This is a genomic window from Actinosynnema sp. ALI-1.44 (assembly GCF_001984155.1).
Lineage (GTDB): Bacteria > Actinomycetota > Actinomycetes > Mycobacteriales > Pseudonocardiaceae > Kibdelosporangium.
In genome coordinates this window covers 753,571-774,119 of record NZ_MTQO01000054.1, presented here as the reverse complement: position 1 = coordinate 774,119, position 20,549 = coordinate 753,571, and the positions used below count along the sequence as shown (strand labels likewise).

The 20,549-nt window shown below is 68.0% G+C and carries 22 protein-coding genes; 1 reads left to right on the top strand and 21 read right to left on the bottom strand.

Annotated elements, in window-relative coordinates; genetic code table 11:
• Positions 1-125: 125 nt before the first annotated feature.
• The 18 genes from ALI144C_RS56135 to ALI144C_RS50450 form a co-directional block, all read right to left on the bottom strand.
• Positions 126-272, bottom strand: coding sequence for a hypothetical protein (locus ALI144C_RS56135; RefSeq protein WP_168211542.1), 147 nt, complete (start codon positions 270-272; stop codon positions 126-128).
• A gap of 6 nt (positions 273-278) precedes the next feature.
• On the bottom strand, positions 279-920 hold the full coding sequence (locus tag ALI144C_RS50530) for a DUF6875 domain-containing protein (protein ID WP_076994878.1): 642 nt from the start codon (positions 918-920) through the stop codon (positions 279-281).
• Complete coding sequence (locus tag ALI144C_RS50525) at positions 917-1,507, bottom strand: hypothetical protein (protein ID WP_083754088.1); 591 nt, start codon at positions 1,505-1,507, stop codon at positions 917-919. The genes ALI144C_RS50530 and ALI144C_RS50525 overlap by 4 nt, the downstream gene beginning before the upstream one ends.
• Before the next feature lie 12 nt (positions 1,508-1,519).
• Positions 1,520-2,881: a pyridoxal phosphate-dependent decarboxylase family protein gene (locus tag ALI144C_RS50520; protein ID WP_076994410.1), complete on the bottom strand. Its 1,362-nt coding sequence runs from the start codon at positions 2,879-2,881 to the stop codon at positions 1,520-1,522.
• Between the two features lie 93 nt (positions 2,882-2,974).
• Entirely contained in the window at positions 2,975-3,466 is a 492-nt protein-coding gene (locus tag ALI144C_RS50515) for an anthrone oxygenase family protein (RefSeq protein ID WP_076994409.1), read from the bottom strand.
• 52 nt (positions 3,467-3,518) lie between these two features.
• On the bottom strand, positions 3,519-4,082 hold the full coding sequence (locus ALI144C_RS50510) for an anthrone oxygenase family protein (RefSeq protein ID WP_076994408.1): 564 nt from the start codon (positions 4,080-4,082) through the stop codon (positions 3,519-3,521).
• A gap of 64 nt (positions 4,083-4,146) precedes the next feature.
• Complete coding sequence (locus ALI144C_RS50505; RefSeq protein WP_076994407.1) at positions 4,147-4,818, bottom strand: hemerythrin domain-containing protein; 672 nt, start codon at positions 4,816-4,818, stop codon at positions 4,147-4,149.
• Positions 4,818-5,630: an NAD(P)H-binding protein gene (locus ALI144C_RS50500; RefSeq protein ID WP_193441294.1), complete on the bottom strand. Its 813-nt coding sequence runs from the start codon at positions 5,628-5,630 to the stop codon at positions 4,818-4,820. Before ALI144C_RS50500 ends, ALI144C_RS50505 begins: the two co-directional genes overlap by 1 nt.
• 66 nt (positions 5,631-5,696) lie before the next feature.
• A complete protein-coding gene (locus tag ALI144C_RS50495) occupies positions 5,697-6,416 on the bottom strand; it encodes an indole-3-glycerol phosphate synthase (protein WP_076994406.1) in 720 nt (239 codons plus the stop codon).
• Positions 6,413-7,135, bottom strand: a complete 723-nt coding sequence (locus ALI144C_RS50490) for a phosphoribosylanthranilate isomerase (RefSeq protein ID WP_076994405.1) — start codon at positions 7,133-7,135, stop codon at positions 6,413-6,415. Before ALI144C_RS50490 ends, ALI144C_RS50495 begins: the two co-directional genes overlap by 4 nt.
• Positions 7,132-8,274, bottom strand: coding sequence for an acyl-CoA dehydrogenase family protein (locus ALI144C_RS50485; RefSeq protein ID WP_076994875.1), 1,143 nt, complete (start codon positions 8,272-8,274; stop codon positions 7,132-7,134). Before ALI144C_RS50485 ends, ALI144C_RS50490 begins: the two co-directional genes overlap by 4 nt.
• A gap of 68 nt (positions 8,275-8,342) precedes the next feature.
• Positions 8,343-8,717, bottom strand: a complete 375-nt coding sequence (locus ALI144C_RS50480; protein WP_076994404.1) for an ectoine synthase — start codon at positions 8,715-8,717, stop codon at positions 8,343-8,345.
• A 16-nt stretch (positions 8,718-8,733) separates the two neighbouring features.
• Complete coding sequence (locus ALI144C_RS57005; RefSeq protein WP_076994403.1) at positions 8,734-9,705, bottom strand: tryptophan synthase subunit alpha; 972 nt, start codon at positions 9,703-9,705, stop codon at positions 8,734-8,736.
• The gene (locus tag ALI144C_RS50470) at positions 9,698-10,750 is read right to left on the bottom strand and encodes an anthranilate phosphoribosyltransferase (RefSeq protein ID WP_076994402.1); all 1,053 of its coding nucleotides are present in this window, start codon (positions 10,748-10,750) and stop codon (positions 9,698-9,700) included. The genes ALI144C_RS57005 and ALI144C_RS50470 overlap by 8 nt, the downstream gene beginning before the upstream one ends.
• 6 nt (positions 10,751-10,756) lie before the next feature.
• On the bottom strand, positions 10,757-11,017 hold the full coding sequence (locus tag ALI144C_RS50465; protein WP_076994401.1) for an acyl carrier protein: 261 nt from the start codon (positions 11,015-11,017) through the stop codon (positions 10,757-10,759).
• A complete protein-coding gene (locus tag ALI144C_RS50460) occupies positions 11,014-12,486 on the bottom strand; it encodes an AMP-binding protein (RefSeq protein ID WP_076994400.1) in 1,473 nt (490 codons plus the stop codon). The genes ALI144C_RS50465 and ALI144C_RS50460 overlap by 4 nt, the downstream gene beginning before the upstream one ends.
• Positions 12,486-13,295 (bottom strand): MaoC/PaaZ C-terminal domain-containing protein, encoded by an 810-nt coding sequence (locus ALI144C_RS58210; protein ID WP_076994399.1) that lies wholly within the window; start codon positions 13,293-13,295, stop codon positions 12,486-12,488. The genes ALI144C_RS50460 and ALI144C_RS58210 overlap by 1 nt, the downstream gene beginning before the upstream one ends.
• Positions 13,292-14,518 (bottom strand): beta-ketoacyl-[acyl-carrier-protein] synthase family protein, encoded by a 1,227-nt coding sequence (locus ALI144C_RS50450; RefSeq protein WP_076994398.1) that lies wholly within the window; start codon positions 14,516-14,518, stop codon positions 13,292-13,294. Before ALI144C_RS50450 ends, ALI144C_RS58210 begins: the two co-directional genes overlap by 4 nt.
• A 217-nt stretch (positions 14,519-14,735) precedes the next feature.
• Between ALI144C_RS50450 and ALI144C_RS50445 the strand changes: the two genes are divergently transcribed.
• Positions 14,736-18,074 (top strand): ATP-binding protein, encoded by a 3,339-nt coding sequence (locus ALI144C_RS50445; RefSeq protein ID WP_076994397.1) that lies wholly within the window; start codon positions 14,736-14,738, stop codon positions 18,072-18,074.
• A 309-nt stretch (positions 18,075-18,383) separates the two neighbouring features.
• Here the strand turns inward: ALI144C_RS50445 and ALI144C_RS50440 are convergent, their stop codons facing one another.
• The 3 genes from ALI144C_RS50440 to ALI144C_RS50430 are packed head-to-tail and all read right to left on the bottom strand — an operon-like array spanning position 18,384 to position 20,384.
• Positions 18,384-19,145, bottom strand: a complete 762-nt coding sequence (locus tag ALI144C_RS50440; RefSeq protein WP_076994396.1) for a 3-oxoacyl-ACP reductase family protein — start codon at positions 19,143-19,145, stop codon at positions 18,384-18,386.
• Positions 19,142-20,128: a 3-oxoacyl-ACP synthase III family protein gene (locus ALI144C_RS50435; RefSeq protein ID WP_076994395.1), complete on the bottom strand. Its 987-nt coding sequence runs from the start codon at positions 20,126-20,128 to the stop codon at positions 19,142-19,144. Before ALI144C_RS50435 ends, ALI144C_RS50440 begins: the two co-directional genes overlap by 4 nt.
• Before the next feature lie 7 nt (positions 20,129-20,135).
• The gene (locus ALI144C_RS50430) at positions 20,136-20,384 is read right to left on the bottom strand and encodes a hypothetical protein (RefSeq protein ID WP_076994394.1); all 249 of its coding nucleotides are present in this window, start codon (positions 20,382-20,384) and stop codon (positions 20,136-20,138) included.
• Positions 20,385-20,549 lie beyond the last annotated feature (165 nt).

The following is a 20,549-nucleotide window of genomic DNA, read 5'->3' as shown; positions in this document are numbered from 1 at the left end:
ACCCCTGCGGTAACGTGAAATCAAGGGGGTCCCCTGGGCCATTTCCTGTTGCGATGACGCATGGTCACCGGTGGCAGTGGTTGCGGTGGCAGTGGTTGCCAGCGCTGAGGTCCTGGGCATGGCTGTCACCGTCCGCTGGCGGCCAGGTCGGCGGCGACCGAGTCGCGGAGGCCGACCGGGCGGGGTGTCGGCGGCTTGGGTGGGCGCGGGGTCGTCGTGCGCCGCCGGACCCACGCCATTCCGGCTGCCGCCACCATCACCATCCGAGCCATGGCCGGTCACCCCTTCGCTGTCGCCAGTGGACTGGAAACGCGGCGCACCAACTGGTCGCGGATCCTGGTCGGGATCCCGGGTGCGAACCGCTCGAGGTAGCTCTCGGCGTGCGCGTCCGTGTCGATCACGAAAGGCAGGTCGAACACCACGAGCTTGCGGATCGCCAGCAACGGCAGCGGCGCGCGCAACGCCTTGAAGTGCGCGTTCCACAGGCCCGGTTCGTCGCACTCCGGGTGGAACTGGCCGATCATCAACCCGTTCGCCACGAACTCGTCCTTCGCCTCGCATTGCAGGGCGTCGAGCTCGGCCGAGTCCGCGTAGTCCAGGTGGGGCAATGCCAACAGGATCGTCAGCAGCTCCTGGTCGTTGGGGGACAACGTCTGCGACAGCGCCTCGTACTGGGCGCGCAGTCCCTCGATCGCCGCGTGGACGTCCGAGGTGGTCGCCGCGGCCAGGTAGTACAGGCCCTTGCGCAGCGAAGGCTGTGTGTACGGGCACACCGGGCCGCTTCGGCCGAGGTCGGGGTGCGCGGTCACGAGGTAGTCCCGTGACCACGCCAGGATCTCCCGTACGTGCGGCAGGTGTTCCGGCGGCACGTCGCCGTCGTCGACCTGTGCCGCCGTCCAGATCAGGACCGCGGAGTTCATCGCGGCTCCCGCCACATCGGCTGCAGGGTCGGTCCGTTCGGGATCTCGATCGCTGTGCCCACCGGGAGGAAGCCGTAGTGCTTCGCCACCGCTGTTCCGCCTGCCGAGCTCGTTTCCAGGTAGGCGGCGACGCGCTCGGAGTCGATCCGAGCGATGAGGGTGTCGAACAGCGCCGACATCGTGCCCTGCCGTTGGTTCGACGGGCTCACTCCCGCGAACGACAAGTAGTAGTGCGGTCGGCCGGTCGGGTGGTGGATCGTCTGCAGCCCGGAGATCGTGGCCATCGCTTCCGCGTCCGGTCCGAGGATGTCGGTGAAGCGGCGCGCCAGTTCCTCCGCGCGGGTCTCGGTCTCCTCCCACGCTCCCGGTGGCAGGAACAGCAGCGCCGCGTCACGGTCGGCGTTGGTGTAGACGCCGAGGTAGCGCAACGAGATGTCCAGGTGCTCGTGGAAGAACGCGGGCAGGATCGTAGCCCTGCGGTCGCCGTCGGCGGTGATCCAGCGGGTCAACGGGTCGTCGTGGAACGCCTCGGCGAGCATCTTGGCCAGTATCTCGGCGTCGGCACTGGAAGCCAGGATCGCATTCAACGGACTGTCCCTTCAGACTTCGGCGGCGAGTTTCTCGATGCGGGCGTGCAGCGTCCCCAGGTAGCCTTCGGCCTCCGGCTTGATCAGGGCGCTGCGCAGGACACGGGCGGAATCGGTGTCACGCGTGACAAGCGGGTGACGGCGCAGGAACGCCTCGGCGTCGGTGCGCAACAGGCTGAGGTAGACCGGATCGTCCTCGGCCGCCATCCCCGCGCGCAGCAACGCGTCGGATCTTGCATCCACAGTGGACAGATGGGTCCCGGTCGGGAAGTAGGTCACGATGTCCAGCTCGGGCTCCTGGTACAGCGCCAGCTCGCCCGAAGCCTTGATCCGGTCCGCGAACGCGACCGCCGCCCGGCGGGTGGCGGCCAGTATCCGGCCGAACCCGTCCGGTGTCAGCGGGAGCAGTCGCAGGGTCAGCCACAGCGCTGCCGCGGCGGCACCGGCTCGTGAGCACTCCAGGCTGATCTCGCCCAGGTGCAGTGCCGAGTCGGTGAAGTAGGTGTACGGCGAATCGTGCGAGAGGTGCTTTCCGGCTCGCGGGTCCGCGTGAAGCACCGCGCCGCAACCGTACGGCTGCAGGCCGTGCTTGTGCGGGTCGACGGCAATCGAGTCGCAGTCCGCGATCGCCAGCCAGGGCCGGGGGTCGAGGCCGACGGTGTCCTCGGCACGGGCGAGCACGCTGTAGAACCCGCCGTAGGCGGCGTCCACGTGTATCCGGGCGCCGTGCTTCCTCGCCAACGCCACGACTTCGTGGATCGGGTCGACGGCGCCGAGACCCGTGGTCCCCGCGGTGACCACCACGGTTCCGACCTGACCGCTGTGCAGCACGTGGTCCAGCGCGTCGAGATCGACCCGTCCAAGTGCGTCCACCGGCAGCCGGTGTCCTTGTACGCCAAGCACGTCACACATACGCTCGTGCGTGTAATGGCATTCCGAGCTGTACGCGATTCCTTTGCCAGGGTGCAATTGCCGCGCCACGTACAACGCTTCCAGGTTGGCCATCGTTCCACTGGTGGTGAGATGACCGATGTGCGGGCCGAAACCGACCATGTCCGCGAGCGCCGCGACGCATTCGCGTTCCATTTCGGTGGTGGCCGGGCCGCCTTCCCTGGCGTGGTTGTTCGGGTTGAACCGCATGGCCGTGAAGTAGCCGATGATCGCTGCCGGGTGCGGCGGTTTCACCATTTGCCCGGCGTAGCGCGGGTGGAAGAACGGGTAGTTGTCGGAGAGGCGTTTGGTGAACTCGTCGAACGCCACACCGAACTGTTCGTCGGATACCTGGTTGGACGCGTGTGGCTGCACCGGGCCGAACTGTTCGGTCCAGTCGTCGGCGAAGTCAGCCGCGCGGGATAGCCAGTGCCGCAGATCCATGGCTCTGTTGTACCGAGCCACCCGCAAGAGCCCCGCAATACACGGCAACAGCCCGAGAGGAACCCCTCTCGGGCTGTGCGGGAAATCTCCGGGTTACGCGGAGAAGTGGGCGATCAGCGCCCAGATCGCGGCGCCGAAGCCGAGCGTGGCGAACCACGCCCTGATGCCGTTGAGCCGGACCCACGGCTCCTCGAACTCCTTGCGCACGGCGGCGATGTCCGCGATCCTGTCCGGCGGGCCGTACTTGTCCAGCCGGACGTTCATCGGCACGTTGCGGGTCACCGTCACACCGAAGCAGCCGACGTAGAACACCAGCGCGAGCAGAACAGGGAGGAACACCGCGAACGGCTGGCCGATGTACAGGATCACTGTCAGGATGCCGAACAACAGCGATCCGATGAACGTCATGAAGAACCTGGGGTTCTGCACGTCCCGATTGATTTTCTGCATCATGTCGACGAACGTGCGGTCGTCCGTGCCGCGCAGACTGACCATCACCGAAATCGAGTAGGTGTAGAAAAATCCGGAGACAAGTCCTAACAACAGCGTCGTGACGATCAGCGATGCGGCTCTGACCACATCCATTGCTGTTCCTCCTGCCAGAAGCCCGAGTGATCCCTTCTCGGAGCGAACAGTATCAGGAAATGCCCGTTTTGAGAGCCTTGTTCGCGCGTCCATGTAGCGCGATCGCGGGCACGAGGGCGAGCAGCGACAACATGCACGCAATCGTGCGCGCAGCGTTGAGGAAGTTCCACGTGCCTTCGTCGAACGCCGCGCGCGCGGCGGCGAAGTCGGCGATGACGGCCGGATCTCCCGCTGCGGCGAGTTTGTTGTTCAGCGGGATGTTCCCGCTGAAAGTCAGTGCCAGCGCGACAACGTAGAGCAGCGTCGCCGCGAGGATCCAGCGTGCCGCCGTGCGATAGCCCGCGCGGTGGTGCACGATCGCGGCGGCACCGGTGAAGACGAACGCGCCGAGGAACGCGAACATGAACGCGCCGTTCTGCACGCCTTCGTTGATCTTCTGCATGGAGACGACGAAAGCCCGGTCGTCGACCTTGGCCAGCGAGGGCATGACCAGGATGGCGAAGGAGAAGAAGAACCCCGCCATCAGACCGACGGTGAGGGTGGCGAGGTACAACAACGGAGTGGCGGCCTTGCTTCGGGGCCAGGCCTGCTGCCCCGCTCCTTGGTGAGCAAGCATCGGACTCGTCCTTCTCTCTGGTGTGGGCTCAATTGGTAGCAGGCGACCGGTCCCCGGTTCACCGTCATCCCTCGTTCGTGGCGCCCGGTTCACCTAAACGCCGTATCGGCGCGAGCAGCCGTTCGTAACGCCACGTCAACACGGTGTTACCGATCAGGCGCACGGGCGGCGGGATCGACACGGCCGCGGCCGCGTCGGCGGTGCGTTTGTCGACGCCGTCGAACAGCCAGGGGAACAGGAAAGCCCGCATCCCGGGGCCGGCACTGCGCATCACCTGGTTCTCGATGTCGAGGTACTGCTGCCGGGTCAGGTCGTCGACGAACACCGGGAAGACTATCGGCTCCTCGACCGCGAGGTGGTCCAGCAGGATCGTCTCGAACTTCCGCGCGGCTTCCGGCACGGCGCCCAGATCCCCGCGCAAGGCGGTGGACACGTCGGCCATCGACTGGTCGAGCTCGGTGTGGTCGTGGGCGAGTTCCTTCTCCTTCGCCGCGAAATCCGCGACGCGGTCGCGCAGCGCGGGAAACAGCACATCGTCCTCGGTGCGGTGGTGCCATTCGATCACGTCACGCAATTGGTCGAACCACGTGCGGACCGGGCCGGCATTGGCCCGGGTGACATTGGGCGCGGCAGTGGCGATCCGGCGCGCGTCGCGGCGCATCGCCACGTGCATCAACGCGAACCCGTGGATGTGCACGGGCAGGCCGCCCACACCGTTCTCAGTGGACATCGTCATCAGGACCAGACTCCCGTTTCCGCGGTCTTGCGCGCGTAGTCGGCGAAATCCCTCGGTTCACGGCCGAGCGCGCGCTGCACGCCGTCGCCGAGGTACGAGTTGCGTCCATCGAGGACTTTACGGAACATTTCCACGTAGGCCAGTGGCAGGCCGTGTTCCCTGAGCATCTTCCCGTATTCCACGAACGTCACCGGCACGTAGCCGACCTCCTTGCCACGGGCCGCGCCGATCTCGGCGGCGGCGTCGCCGAAAGTCAACAACCGGGGACCGGACAGGTCGTACGTCTGACCCAGGTGGTTGTCGGTGGTCAGCGCGGCGACGGCGGTGTCGGCGATGTCCTCGACGTCGACGAACGGCTCGGCCACGTCGCCCGCGGGCAGTTCGATCACGCCGTGCACGACCGGTTCGTACATGAAGCTCTCGCTGAAGTTCTGGTTGAACCACGCGGCCCGCAGGATCGTCCATTCGGCGCCGCTGTCGCGCACCGCCTTTTCGCTGGCGCCCGCGTGCACCTCGTCGCCACGGCCGGACAGCAGCACCAGCCGCCGCACGCCCGCGGTCACGGCGGCGTTCGCGAACTCGCCGATCGTGTCGGCCGCACCGGGGAAAGCGATCTCCGGCGAGTAGACGATGTAGGCCTTGTCCACGCCGTCGAACACCGGTCCCCAAGTGGTCCGGTCATCCCATTCGAACCGCGGCTCGGCGGCCGTCCGCGACCCGATCCGCACTTGGACGCCGAGCGCCGTCAGCCTCGCGGCCACTCTGCTGCCCGTCTTGCCGGTCCCGCCAAGCACCAAAGTCCTGTCGCCCATCAACACTCCTCTGGCCCGGGAGACGGTGTCGTCCCGGGCCGCTGGTCATTCACGTCCACACAAGAATCACGGCACGCGCATGTTCCGTAGGTCGTCCAGCTCGGTCAGCCAGCCGGTCAGGCTGGTGGTGCGCAGCAGCCCGGTCCCGATCAGCAGGCCGCGGTAGCCCTCGGCGAGCAGCCGGTCGGCGTCCTGGGGCTTGGTGATCCCGCTCGCGCTGACCGGGCAGCGGGTCCCGGTCGCGGCCAGCGCGGGCAGCAACCGGGCACTGCGACCGAGGTCTCCCGTGCCACGCTCCCGATTCTTGATGTCCTTGTTGTTGACGGCAACAACGCAGTGCTCCGCAGTTGGGCCGCCTTCCGCGACCGACCCGAACGCCGACTCGACCTCCGCCTCGCCGGTCACTTCGACGAACGGCGTCAGACCCAGTTCCAGGCTGCCCTCGATCAGCGACGGCATGCTGGAGCGCGGCAACAGGCCCGCTGTCAACAAGACCGCGGACGCGCCGAGGTCCCGCGCCTTCAGCAGTTGGTCGCGCCGGGTGATGAAGTCCTTCTGCAGCACCGGGCGGTCGGTGAGCGACGCGACCTCGCTGAGCATCGAGTCCGTGCCGCCGAACCACCGCCCGGTGACCACGGAGATGCAGGGCGCGCCCGCGGCCTCGTACTCGGCCACGATCTCCGGGATCGTCCGATCGCCGAACAGGTCGTCGCCGTGCGGGTCGCGCCGCTTGACCTCCATGATCACCGGACGGTCGGCGCCGAGCAACGCGTCTGTGAACCTCATGCGACCTCCACGTACCTGGCGGTGCGCCAACCGCGGCTGATGTCGGTGATGTTCTTGCGCTCGAAGCCGCCCGTGTGGTTCCGGGCGCCCGTGTCCACGTCGATCCCGTGGAACTGCGGGTGTTGCACGACGGTCTCGTAGTCCGCGCTGTTGTGCGCCGAGATCCCGCCCGCGAGCAGGAACGGCTTGCTGAACGTCGGCACGACGTCGGCGACGTCACTGGCCTGCAACCGTTGACCTGTGCTGCCGATCTGACCGCTCGCGGTCACCACGTCGAGCAGGAACACGTCGACGCCCGCGCGCTCGTACGCCTTGATCAGCGGGCGTTCCAGGCATTTGCCGTTCTTCAGGTGCAGCACCTTCACGATCGTCAGGTCCGTCGAGACGGACTGGCGCAGCGCGGCGATCATCCCCGGCATCTGGTAGGCGTGCAGCTGGATCCACGAGATGCCGGTCCGGTCGATGATCTGCCGCAACGTCTCCACATCGGACAGGAAGGTGACGAGCGTCGGTTCCAGGCGACCAGTGGCCCTGGCCGCCTCGGCTAATGTGGTGACTTCGTCGACGGAGACCTCCGCGGGCCCGTCGGCGACCCCGTGCCACAGCCCGACCAGGTCGGCGCCCGCGCCCGCGAGCAACTCGACGTCCGCCTTCGTCGTGGCGCCGCACACCTTCAGCAGTCTGCGATCGTCCTTGTGCCGCTTGAACCCGGATCTCATGTCAGCCCCAGCATGGATGCGATGCGGTTGTACTGGATCTCGTTGGTGCCCGAGTAGATCGTGCCCGCGACGGCGTTGCGCACGTCCTTCTCCAGGCCGTACTCGGCCATGTAGCCGTTGCCGCCGAAGATCTGCACCGCGGCGAGACTCGTGTCCACATTGGCCTGACTGGTCAGCAGCTTCGCGATGGCCATGTCGGTGGTCACGTTCTCACCTCGGACGAGCTTCTGCGCCGTGTCGTAGAGCCATTTGCGCGAGGTCTCCAGCTTGATCTTCATGTCGACGATCTTGTTGGCGATCGACTGGTAGCTCGCTATCGGCTTGCCGAACTGCTGGCGTTCACGCGCGTATTCCACACAACGATCCAGCCTGTGCTGCATCTCGCCGACGTTGGTGACGAACGAGTACAGGATCTCGCGCTTCATCACGTGGTCGAGCACCATGAACCCGCCGCCGACCCGGCCGCAGACCTGGGTGGCGGGGACCCGGCAGTCGTCGAAGTACAGTTCGGACAGCGGTGACGTGCGCAGGCCCATCTTCTTGATCGGGTTGCCGACCTCGAAGCCGGGTGTGTCCCTCTCGACGAGGAACGCCGTGACGCCCAGCGGCCCGCCCTCCGGGCGGGTCTTGGCGTACACCATGAACACGTCGGCGATCGGTCCGTTACTCACGAACGTCTTGCTGCCGTTGAGGACGAACTCGTCGCCGTCGCGTTCGGCCCTGGTGCGCATCCGCAGCGCGTCCGACCCGCCCGCGGGTTCGGTGATCGCGTGCGCGCCGATCCTGTCGCCCGAGATGATCCCCGGCAGGTACTTGTCCTTCAGCGCGGGCGAACCGAACTTCTCGACGGGAACGCCGACGCTGCAGATGGTCGTGGTGATGGAGAAGATCAGCCCGCCGTCACGGCACCCCTCGCCGAGCCCCTCCATGACGTACATAGTGGTCGGCAGGTCCAGCCCGAGCCCGCCCCACCGCTCGTCGAACGGCAGGCTGAGGATGCCCGACTCGCCGACCAGTTTCCACTTCTGCCACGAGAACGCGGCGGCGTCGTCGTTCTCGACGTGGTCGGCGGAGAAGGCCTCGTGCCACGCGGCCAGTCCCTCTCGCAGCTCGACCTGGTCCTCGGTCCAGTCGATCATCACTGCCTCCTCCTCGTGAGTGGTCAGTCCGGTCAGAACCGAAGCCGGACTGACCACTCACGAGGCTCTCAGTACTCGGAGAACTCGTCGGTGTCGAGGTTGTGGGCTTCTTCGCCCCGCAGCGCCGGGGTGAACATGCAGACCAGGCGCAGGTCCTCGTGCGGGCTGGCGACCAGCCAGTGCGGGTCGTGCTTGTCCAGCGCGTACATCACACCGGGCGTAATCGGGTGGGAGTTGCCCTCGGTGTCGATCACTTCGCCGGAACCCGCGATGCAGTAGCAGGCTTCGAGGTGGTTGCGGTACTCCAGGTGCGACTTCGTGCCCGCGCGGACGAGGGTGTCGGTCAGCGTGTAGCCCATCCCGTCGGCCTCGAGCAGGAACCGGCGTGAGAGCCCGTTGCCCCATTCGACGGTCTTCACGTCGTCGATGCTGCGAATGATCATGGTCAACTCCCTTGTGCTAGGCGAGGGTGTGGGCGGGGTGGACCGACCGGACGAAGTCGGCGAACTCCTTGACGACGTCCCGGTTGTACGCGAGGGCTTCTTCGACCCGCGCCACTCCCGCGGAGCCGACGATCACCGCGTCCGCCCCGAGGGCGTGCACGGTCGACACGTCTGCCCGCGTCTTGACTCCGAACCCGACGGCGATCGGTACACCGGCGGTTGCGACCGGGGGATCGTCGGCGGTATTCGGCGGATGCAGGTTTTCGCTTGGTGTGCGGGAGAAAGACCCTCGTACCGGGTGTACTTGGGTCTTTCTCCCGTGCGCCCAGCGGGAAGCTGGGCCGTCGAGACCGCTGGCGACCCCCCGGTCGTGACCGCTCATGTCCAACCGCAACTCCGCGATCGTTCCCGCCAGGTCGGCGTACCCTTCGGCCGGAGCGGTGCCGCTTCGGCCGTACTGGGCGACCAGGTACAGGTAGGCCGAGGCGTTGTCGACCGCCTCGGTCATCACCTGCTGGGTGGAGACCTTGTGGTAGCACGTGGCGACGACCGGCAGGCCCGCGTCCCTGGTTGCCTGGTAGTAGCCCGGTCGCACCCGCGGCGGGACGGCGTGCAGCAGCAGGCCGTCCGCGCCCGCTTCGGCGATGTCGCCGACGACCTCGGCCATCGGCCTGCGCTTGATCGAGTAGCTCCAGTCGGCGAGCAACGCGATCCGCAGCCGGTGCAGCTTCGGCCGGACGTGTGAGATGAAGGTGAGTACTTCGTCCAGGCCGACGCCGAGCGCCAGCGCCCGCTCGTGCGACCGCCGGATCACCGGGCCGTCGGTGACCGAGCCGGGGAACGGCACGGCCAGCTCCAGACAGTCCACTCCGGCGTCGTCGAGCATGAAGACCAGGTCCGCCAGTACGTCCAGCGGCGGGTCGCCCGCGTTGAGGAACAACGCCAGTCCCGGCTCGCCGTCGGCTGTCTGGTCGAAGAACTCAGCCATTGGATACCGCCTTGCGTACGAGGGTGAGCTTGCGCTCGTGCGGCGTCCGCATCGCGTCCACAAGGGAGCGTGCGGCACCGGTGACGACCGCGTCCCGCGCGGCCTCGAAAGCAACCGTCCAGTCCTCGATGTGGCCCGTCGCGACCGCGAGCGCCGCGGCGTTGAGGCTGATCGTCTCGGTGACGACTTCGCCTGCCGCACCGGAGACCACCTCGAGGAAGTGGTCGGCGACCTGGTCGAGGTCCCGTGCGGGAGCCAGGTCCTCGAACGTGCCCTTGTCCGAGGTGAACCGGCCGGCCCACAGCCTGATCATGCTGGTTTCGTCGTTGGTGTAGATCACGTTGTCGGCGAAGCCGAGCAGCTCGTCCGCGCCGGAGTCGTTCATGCACAGCCAGACCTTGCGGTCCTTGATGCCCGCGGCCAGCCTGCGCAGTTCCGGCTGCGGCGCGTGCACCGACACTCCCGTGACCTGCGCGGTGACCGGCAACGCCGCCAGGAACGGGCCGAGGGCGTTGACGAACCGGCCGAACGGCTTGAGGCTCATCGGCATGATCAGCCGTGCCATCCGCAACAGCTCGGTCGGGTACACGAACGGCCCGGCGAACGCGATGCCGTACTTGTCCAGTGTGTCCTCGGTGTGCCGGTACGAACGGGTCAGGCCGACGCCGAGCCGCTCGAGCAGGTCGATCGAGCCGACGCTGCTGGTGTAGGCGCGCGAACCGGTCTTGACGACCTTCACACCCAACGCGGCCGCGACGAACGCCGACGCGGTGGAGATGTTGAACGTCCTCGGGCCGCCGCCCGTTCCGACGATGTTGACCGTTCCCGGCCAGTTCGCGGTGACCGGTTCGCGCCGCTCGTTGAGCGACGCCAGCAGGTTGCGCAGCGAGTCGTGGTCGGGCAGCCGGGTGGCCAGCGAGGCCAGCAGGGCGACGGACTCACCTCGGTCGAGGTCGCCCGCGCCCAGCTGGTCCCACAGCGACCGCCAGGTGTCCCGGTCGATGCCGGTGCGGTGGTCGAGAAGGGAGATGATCGCGGGATGCACCGGAGTTCAGCTCCCCGCGACCTGGCTGCGCGCGGCGTCGATGAACTCGTCGATCGCCTGCACGCTGCGGAAGTTGTTCGGGTCGAGGTCGGTGTCGTGCACCGACAGCGCGAAGTGGTCCTCCACCCACGCGATCAGCTTGAGCAGGCCGAGGCTGTCGATCACGCCGTCGGCCAGCAGGTCGTACTCGACCGCGAGGTCCTCAGGTGCCACGTCGGGCAGGAACTCGTCGATGACGAACTTCTTGATGGCGTCCGCGTTGCTCATGGCGTCCTTCCTTTGCTCCCGAATGCGTTTCGGTCGACCTTGCCGGTCGGTGTCTTCGGCAACGGCGTGTCGACGATGTGCATGGTCGACGGGATCGCTGCTTGGGGAAGTCGTCGTGCGCAGTGCTGGCGCAGTACGAGGCTGTTGAGCTTGCTGCCGTCGGCCCGGTGCACGGCCGACACCAGCCTGCGGCCCGCGATCGGGTCGGGCACGGCGACGACCGCCGCCTCCAGCACCGCGGGGTGTTCGAGCAGGACGTGCTCGACCTCGGCGGTGTTGATCGCGACACCCCGCACCTTGACCTGGAAGTCGCTGCGGCCGATCAGGAAGACTCGGCCGTCCTCGGCGCGCCTGACCAGGTCGCCCGAGCGGAACCACGGCCGCTCGTCGGCTCCCGTCGGGTGCGGCACGAACTTGTCCGTGTGCCGGGCGCGGTCGAGGTACCCGGCCGCCTGGAACGGTGTGCTCACGTAGAGTTCGCCTGTTCCCGGTCCTTCGAGGACGGCCCCTTCGGCGGTCATGACCAGCGAGTGCACACCGGGCAGCGGACTGCCGATCGACACCGGCGGGGTCGCGGCTGTGTCGCCGCTGCCGAGGTGGTGGACGAAGCTGTCGTTGGTCTCCGTGCAGCCGTAGATGTTGTGCAGTGCGGCGTTCGGGAACAGTTTCGGCAGCTCGGCGAGCGTGCGGTCCGGGATGGCGTCACCGGTGAACATCACGCGGTCCACGTGCTCCAACCGGTCCACCGCGGGCTGCACGACGTCCAGCAACAGGCCGAAGAACATCGGCACAGCCTGGATGACGTTGACCTCGTGCCGCACCAGCGCGTCCAGCAGATGACGGCCGTTGGCCGCGTAGTCGGGATCGACGAGCACGACCTGGCCGCCGTGCGCCAGCGTGGTCCAGACATCCAGCAGGCACAGGTCGAAGTTCAGCGGCGCGTAGTTCAGCACGGTCCGGCCCGGCCGGATGTCGAACTCGGCACCGGCCCACTCGACGAACCGGTCGATGCCCCGCTGCGGCAACGGCACGATCTTCGGCAGGCCGGTCGAGCCGGACGTGGTCAGCATGAACCGCACATCGTCCAGATCGGACGCTTCGACGGGCTCCGGTGCGATCGACGGGTCCGGCGTGAACTCCGGCTCGCCTTCCGGCGCGAAGACGGCTTGGCAGCTTGCCTGCGCGAACAGACTGGTCAGCGCCGAGTTGGCGAGGGCGGGCGACGGCAGCAAGAAGCGGCGTCCGCTCAGCAAGGCACCGAGCACGAGCGCGACCGCCTGCGGGGACTTCTTGACCAGCAGGCCGATCGGGTCGCCCGGCTGGAGGTTCGACCACTCCAGCCGGGTGCGTGCCTTGTCGGCGAGTTCGTAGAGGTCGCCGTACGTGGTGACCTCGCCGTGCCAGACCAGCGCGGGCGCACCGGGCCTGCGGCTGACCTGGTCGAGGAACCGCTGTCGGAAGGTACTCATCACTCCCCCAACTCGACCCAGCCGCTTTTGAGAGCGGGACCGGTCGGCGTCTTGCACGAGAACCGCACGAAGTTCTGGTCTTCCTGCAACACGATCTCCAGCGGGGTGTCGGGTGAGACGGCCGAGGAGAACCGTGCGCCGATGCTCTTGACCCGGTCGGCGTCGCCGCCCGCGTAGCGGTCGATGACCTCCTCGGTCACGACCGCGAGCACGCTCATCCCATGTGCGATCACGCCGTTCTCGAAACCCGCTTGGACAGCCGCGGTGTCGTCCAAGTGAATCGGGTTGAGATCGCCGGACGCGTGGGCGTACTTGGTCACGGTCCCGCGCGCGATCGCCCGTGTGACAACGGTCGGCTCGGCGGTGCTGCCCTTGCCCGGGTGCGGCGGGAGCTGGCCGAACGTGTCCGGGGTGACCGCGCCGACGAGCATCGCGCCGGTGATCAGCTCCGCGAACTGCTCGCCGTCCTCGCCCAGCAGCGCCACCTTCATCGCCACCTGGACGCCTTTGAGGCTCTTGCGGGTGCCGACGACGTCGAGCGCCACGGTGACCGGCTCGTCCGCCCTGATCGCGCGCCGCACGTGGATCTCCTGCGACAGGTGCACGCGGCCGAGCGGGGACCCGTCCGCCGTGGCCGCGCCGATCATGCCGACCGACTCGTCGATCACGGGCGAGGCGAGCACGAACGCGTGCAGCGGGGACGCCTTGCCGTCGCCGCCGTCGAGTCCACTCCGGACGACTTCGCGGTAGGTCGCGAGCTCGTCCGCGGTCACCTTGCGGACCGTGCGCGCCGACAGTGTGGGGGTCATACCGGCTTCACCACCAGACAGGCGTTGTGGCCCCCGAACCCGAACGAGTTCGACAGCGCCGGGCCGCTCGCCACCTTGCGAGGACTGCCGTGCACGACGTCGATCCGCATTCCCGGTTCGAGGTGCTCATGGTTTGCGGTTGGGGGCACCACGGACTCGCGCATGGCCATCACCGTGGCGATCAGCTCGACCGAGCCAGCGGCTCCGATCAGGTGCCCGATGACGCCCTTCGACGAGGTCACCGGCGGGCCGTCCGGCCCGAAAACCTTGTGCAGCGCGACCGCTTCGGCGCGGTCGTTGTGCGGTGTGGACGTTCCGTGCGCGTTGACGTGCACGATGTTCCCCGGTTCCAGCCGGGCGTCGGCGATCGCCCTGGTCATCGCGGCGACCGCGCCCGCGCCGTCCGATGCGGGCATCGACAGGTGGAACGCGTCGCTGGTCGCCGCGTATCCCGCGATCTCAGCGTACAGCCGGGCTCCCCGGGCACGGGCGTCGTCGGCGCGTTCCAACACGACGAACCCCGCACCCTCACCCATGACGAACCCGTCGCGGTCCTTGTCGAACGGCCGGGACGCGATCGCCGGTGTGTCGTTGCGGCTCGTGGTGACGGCGTTGAGGTTGCCGAACGCGGCCAAGGTGACCTCGGTCATGATCGACTCGCAGCCGCCTGCCAGCACGACGTCCGCCTGGCGCGTCTGCAGCAGCATCCGGGCGTAGCCGATCGAGTCCGCGCCACTGGCGCATGTGGACGCGATGGTCAACGCCGGGCCGCGCCACCCCAGTTTCATGCTCAGCGCGGCGGCCGCGGCGTTCGGCATGTTGATCAACGGCATCAACGGGTTCACCCTCGCCGGGCCGCCCGTGTGGAAGTTGCGGGTCTCGTCGTCGCTGGTACGCCTGCCGCCGACGGCGTTGCCGATCACGATCGCCGCCCGGTCCTTGTCCAGGCTCGGCAGTCCCGCGTCGGCGTGCGCCTGCAACGCCGCGGCGACGCCGTAGCGCGCGAACGGGTCCAGCCGCCGCGCCTCCTTGGCGCCGAGCACGCCGAGGTCCTCGAATCCCGTGACACGACAGCCGATCCGGACCTTGTGGTCGTCCAGTCGCATCCCGGTCAGTTCGGCGGCCGTCGAACGGCCCGCGCGCAGCACCGCCCAGAACTCGTCGAGCCGGCATCCCGCCGGCGTGACCACGCCCATCCCGGTGATCACCACGCTGGCCGTCATCTCGGGCTCCCTCCTGCTCGCAGGGCAAGTTGTACGTGGGTCGCCGCAAGCAGGGCGCAACAGGGAATCCGGTGACCACGTCACGTGACCGGGCGTGAGAAGTTCATGGTGTAGGGGTAGACGGTCACATATCGCTCGGCAATCCTTTGGACACGCGTCTGAGGGGACGTGTTCGCAGCCCAACCCGACTGTGTCGATCCTTCTGGGGTGGTCGGAAATGCTCATCAGGTTGACGGGTCTCATCACGATCGAACGCGATGACGCCCCGCCTCGGCACCTGTCCAGCGCGCAGGCGCAAGTGGCGTTCGCACGGCTGACGCTGGAACGGTCCGGTGGCACGAGCCGCGACCTGCTCGCCGACACCGTGTGGCCGGAAGGTTTGCCCGACACGTGGGCGTCCGCGCTGCGCAGCGTGGTCAGCCGGGTCCGTGGATTCGTTGTGGGCGGCGACATCGCGGCGAGTCCGCCGATCATCGCGCACGGCGGGCGGTACCTGCTCAAGCTCCCCGCCGGGGCGACTGTCGACCTGGAACTGGCCGAAACCGAGGTGACACAGGCGGGAGAGGCCTACGGCAAGGGTGAGTTCGCCGACGCCGAGCGCCTCGCCGCGGCCGCGGTGGCCACGCTGGAAAGGCCGTTCCTGCCCGACCACGAGGGTGAATGGGTCACCGGTGTCCGGGAACGGACCGCCGAACTGCTCGTGTCAGCACTGGAAACCGCGAGCCTGGCGGCGTCGGCACGGCACGACGAACGCAACGCTCTCAGGTTCGCCGACGAAGCGGTCCGCCGCGCCCCGCTCAGGGAAAGCGCGCACCGCTGCCGGATGACGGCACACGTCGCCGCGGGCAACCGCGCCGAGGCGTTGAGGTGCTACCACGAACTGCGCCGGATGCTGGCCGAGGAGCTCGGGATCGACCCGGCACCGGAAACCCAGGCGGCATACGCGGAACTGCTCGGCAGCCCGGTCATGACTCCGGCACGCACCCGGGCCCCGAGAGCGCGGAGCTCTGCTCCATTCGTGGGACGCAGGCAGGAACTCGCGCGATTATCGGCGGCGTGGGCACAGGCCGAGGACGGCGCCAGCCACATGGTTCTCGTCACCGGCGAACCAGGCGTCGGCAAGACCCGGCTGGTCACCGAGTTGGCCAAACGCATCAGCGTCGCGGGTGGCGTGGTGATGTACGGACGTTGTGACGACAAGGCCTCCGTGCCGTGCCAGGCTTTCGTCGAGGCGGCCGGCGGGTTCGTCGCGGCCACACCGCAGGACGCGCTGCCGCCGCTGGGCAGGGCCACACTGAGCGCGATAGCGGACCCAATGGTGTCCACACGCACCGACCTGCTGCTCGCGTTGACCGACCTGCTGATCAAAACAGCGTCAGAACAACCGGTTTACCTCGTGCTCGACGACCTCGACATGGCCGACGACGACACCTTCGTGCTGCTGCGCCGGTTGGCGCGGCGGTGCCAGGGAACGTCGTTGCTGGTCGCGGCCACCGCGGCGACACCTGGACACCGTCCAACCGCGTCCGATGACTTCGCGTCAGCGATCCACGACGTCGACCGGGACGGCTGGCTGCGCAGGATCGCACTGGCCGGGATGGACGAGGCGGACGTGGGCGCGCTGATCCGCCGGGTCGCGCCGGACACCCCGGACCTCCCGAAACCGCACGAGCTGGTCGCCGACACCGCGGGAAACACGTTCCTGCTGCTGGAACTGCTGCGCTGGCACAGCGATCCGTACCGCAGCGACCCGAACAGCGGCGACCCGAACAGCACCAAGCCGTCGCTGCCGTCCGGGGCGGCCGACTACGCCAACGCCCGGATGGCCGCGATCGACCACACCGCAAGGCAATTGCTGCGGACCGCGGCCGCGGCGGGTGCGGGCTTCGAGCTCGACCTGGTCGCCGAGGCGGCGGACCTGGCCGAGCACGAGGCGTTCGAAGCGTTGGACACCGCCGTGCACGCCCAACTCGTCACGGAAACCCCCACGACGTACGAATACCGGTTCGTGCACGACGTCGTCCGCCGGGCCATCTACGAACAGGCGAGCGCCGCGCGCCGACGCTGGCTGCACACCCGTCTCGCCGATGCGATCGAACACCGCCGCGCGGGCGAACTGCGCCGGTACAGCCGGACGATGGCGCACCACCGCGCCGCCGGTGCGATCCCGCACGGGGATCAGCGCGCGGTCCGTTGGGGCTGGCGCGCCGCGGCACGGGCGAGCCAGGACGGTTCACCCCATGAGGCCGTTCACTTGCACCGGCAGGCGTTGCGGCACGTCCCGTCGGCGGACCACGAACTGCGGGCCGAGGCGTTGACCAACCTCGGGCTGGCGCAGCTCGCGGCCGGACAGCGGGAATGCGAGCAGACCCTGCTGGACGGCGCGATCCAGGCGTTGCACAACGGACGGCTGACGATGGCGGCACAGGCCGCGCTCGGACTGGCCGACGTCGTGCAGGACCAGCCCAGACTGCGCAGCGAGGCCGCGGCGTTGATCGAGATGCTCGTCGGCACAACGCCTCCGCGCGCGGTGAGCGCGATCGACGACGTCACGGTCGGCCGGTTGCTCGCTCGTCTCGCCCGCCTCGGCCGTCCCGTCCCGATCGGCACGAAACCCGCGCTCACGGCGATGTCCCGTGAGCTGCAACTGCTCGAAGGACCGGCGAACGTGCGGCGGCGGGCGCAACTGGCCGGGGAGATGCTCGCGGTCGCAGAGGCTGTTGAGGACACCTACGAGGCGGTGATCGCGGCGCACCACCGTGCGATGGCCGCCGAACTGTCCGGCGACGGCACGCAGGCACTGGCCGAACTGGTGGACGTGGTTGACCGTGCCGGGGAACAACTCGGCCACGCGTTGCTGCTGGACCGTTCGGTCGCGATCGCGGTGACTCAAGGCCAGTTCGCCAAAGCGGTCGCGATGACCAGCCAGGTGCACCGGGTCCCCGACGACACCGACCACCGGATCCAGCCCGTACCGGGCACTCTGGCCGCCCGGCAGCTGCTCGTCGCGGGCTGGCTGCGGGGACGTGCCGACGACGGCTGGTTCACCGGGACGAACGAAGCCGCGGAGCAGTCGCTGATCGCGTTGATCGGCGGGGAACGTGGTCTTCCTCACCTGACGGTACGGGCGCTGGCCACCGGGGTCGAGCCGTTGCCGTCGGGCGACGAATGGCCGCATGTCGTTGGCCTGCTTGCCCTTGGCGCTCACGAACTGGGCGATCCGGCCACCGCGGAGGCGCTGCGCAAGCTGCTGGAACCCTATGCCGAGCTCAACTGCGGCATCGGCTACCGCACTTTCGCCGGATCGGCGTCATTCCATCTTGGCCGGTTGGCGGTTATCGTTGGAGACTGGGACGACGCGGAGCAGCACCTGACCGCGGCGCTCACCGGGTTCGGCGAACGCCAAGCCCGGCCGTGGACGGCCTTGACACAACTGGCGCTGGCACAAGCGATGGAGGCACGAGGACGCGCAGGGGACCGAAGGCGAGCGGAAACCCTGCGTGCGGAGGCGAACTGGACCCTCGCCAGCCTCGACCTGCGTCCGCGGTCAGCGTAACCAACGGCCCCCTCGTGAGTGGTTCGGTCACACAACTACCTCACGAGGGGGCTGTTCCTTGCTTCCACGTCTCAACGCCGGTACAGCGTCTGGTCGGCGGACGAGCACCGGCGGGACGACACCGACCACGAGCACGAGGCCGGGGAGAGCTGGAGAATGGGCCGCACGACCCGCACACGGGCCTGGCCTGGCATTGCGCGGCGCGTTGACGCCCTGAGCTCGTACATTTCGCAAACCTCCGTACCAGCGGGGAGAGTGTCGTGAGCGGAAATCGGGGCCAGAACCCCGACAACCACTCACGAGCACCACTCACGTGATGGAGACACCGCCGTCGACGCTGATGACCTGTCCGGTGGTGAAATCGCACTCCAGGAACAGAGCCATGCTGCGGGCGACCTCCTCCGGCGTGCCGAAGCGCGGGATCGGCGACTTCTCCCTGATGTTGTCCATGACCGAGTCCGACAGGTCCTTGGTCATGGTCGTCACCATGAAGCCGGGTGACAGCGCGTTCACCGTGACACCTCGGCGGCCGCACTCGGCGGCCAGCGTGCGGGTGAACCCGATGACCCCGGCCTTGGAGGCCGAGTACGCCGTCTGACCGGCCGACGCGATCAGGCCGGACGGTGAGACGACGTTGACGATCCGGCCCCACCGCTTGCGCAGCATGTGTCCAACCGCGACGCGGGAGGTGTGGAACGTCCCGATCAGGTTGGTCTCGATCACCTGGCGCCAGTCGTCGGGCGACTGCATGGCCATCAGGGCGTCCTTGCGGATACCGCCGTTGTTGACCAGGATGTCGATCGGCCCCAGCGCCTCCGAGACCTCCTTGTACATCTGGTTGACCGCCTCCCACGAGGCGACGTCACCGGTCACCACGCAGGAGTCGTTCTCCAGCTTGTCCGCCACGGCCTGCGCCCGGTCGCGCGACGAGTTGTAGTGCACGGCGACCCGGCACCCCAACGCGTCGAGTTCGATGGCCAACGCCTGCCCCAGCCCGCCGGACGCCCCGGTCACGAGTGCGACCGGCGAGTCCGGGCGTGCCACGTCAACGAAAGATTTCCGGCTGCTCATGCCGAAACACCGCCCCACTTCAGAAGTGCCGACCCCCACGTCATGCCGGCGCCGAAACCCGCGAGCAGCACCAGGTCACCGTCTTTGAAGCGGCCATCGTCCAGCGCCTCGCTCATCGCGATGGGCATCGACGCCGACGCGGTGTTGCCGTACTTCCACAGGTTGGTGACCAGCTTCTCCGGCTTGAGCCCGGTGTGGTCGAGGATCGAGTTGATGATCCTGATGTTCGCCTGGTGGGGAACGAAGTGATCGACGTCGTCGACCGTCAGCCCGGCCTGTTCGAGCGTGGCACGCACCGAACGGACGGTGAAACGGACCGCGTTGAGGTAGATCTCGTTTCCCTTGATCTCGGAGAAGTGCAGGCCGTCCGCGAACGTGGTCGCGGAGGTGGGCATCCGGCTGCCGCCGGCCTGTACGCGCAGGCTGTCCTGGCGCGAACCGTCCGCGCCGAGGTTCCACGCCAGCACCCAGTCGGTCTCGGTCGGCGTCAGCACGATGGCTCCCGCGCCGTCGCCGACCAGGATGGACAGATCGCGGTCGACCGGGTTGATCTGCGTCGAGTGGGTGTCCGAGCCGATCAGCAGGATCGGTCTCGGATCCACCTTCATCAACGCCGCACCCGTGACCAGGCCGTAGATGAAACCGGAGCACTCCGCGTTCACGTCGTGCGCGGACCCGGCGATGCCGAGGCCGTGGTGCACGAACGCGGACGTGGCCGGGGAGAGCTGTTCCGGTGTCGCACTCGCCACGATGAGGTGGGCGATGTCCTTGCCGGTCAGCCCTGCCCGCTCCAGCGCCACACGGCCCGCGTCGATCGCCAGCGAGGCGGTCGACTGGCCGGGGTCGATCGCCCGGCGCTCGTGGATCCCGCAGCGACTGATGATCCATTCCTCATCGATGTCGAAGCGGGCCGCGAGCTCGGTGGTGGTGACTCGGCGCTCGGGTACGGCCATGCCCCACCCGGCGATGTCGAAGCCGTCCACGACGGGCCTACGCTTTGGCCAGGCTGATGAGCTTGGCGTGCACGTCACGCATGGTCGTCGCGTCGTCGATGTCGCTGAACAACGACTCGTCCGCCCCGACGTGCGGGTACTTGTTCTGGAACCCGTACAGCCACTCCATCAGGTCCAGCGAGTCGATGTCGGAGTTGCGCTGGATCGCGTCGTCGGGACCCAGTTCGGCAGCGCCAGAGACGGCTGCCAGCTGGCCGGCCAGCTCTTCAACGGTCGGCAGTTCCATAACCTTCGCTCCTCTCGTCACCCTGCCTGCCACTCGTTCGCGGCGTCAGGGCTGCCGTTCTGCCACGAACTAAACCCGGCGTCCCGCAACGAACGCGCAATCCAGGTGTGTCTTGCGTATCTCTTGCGCCGGACGGGTGTGCTGGGCCCCGAACTGTTTCGTTGC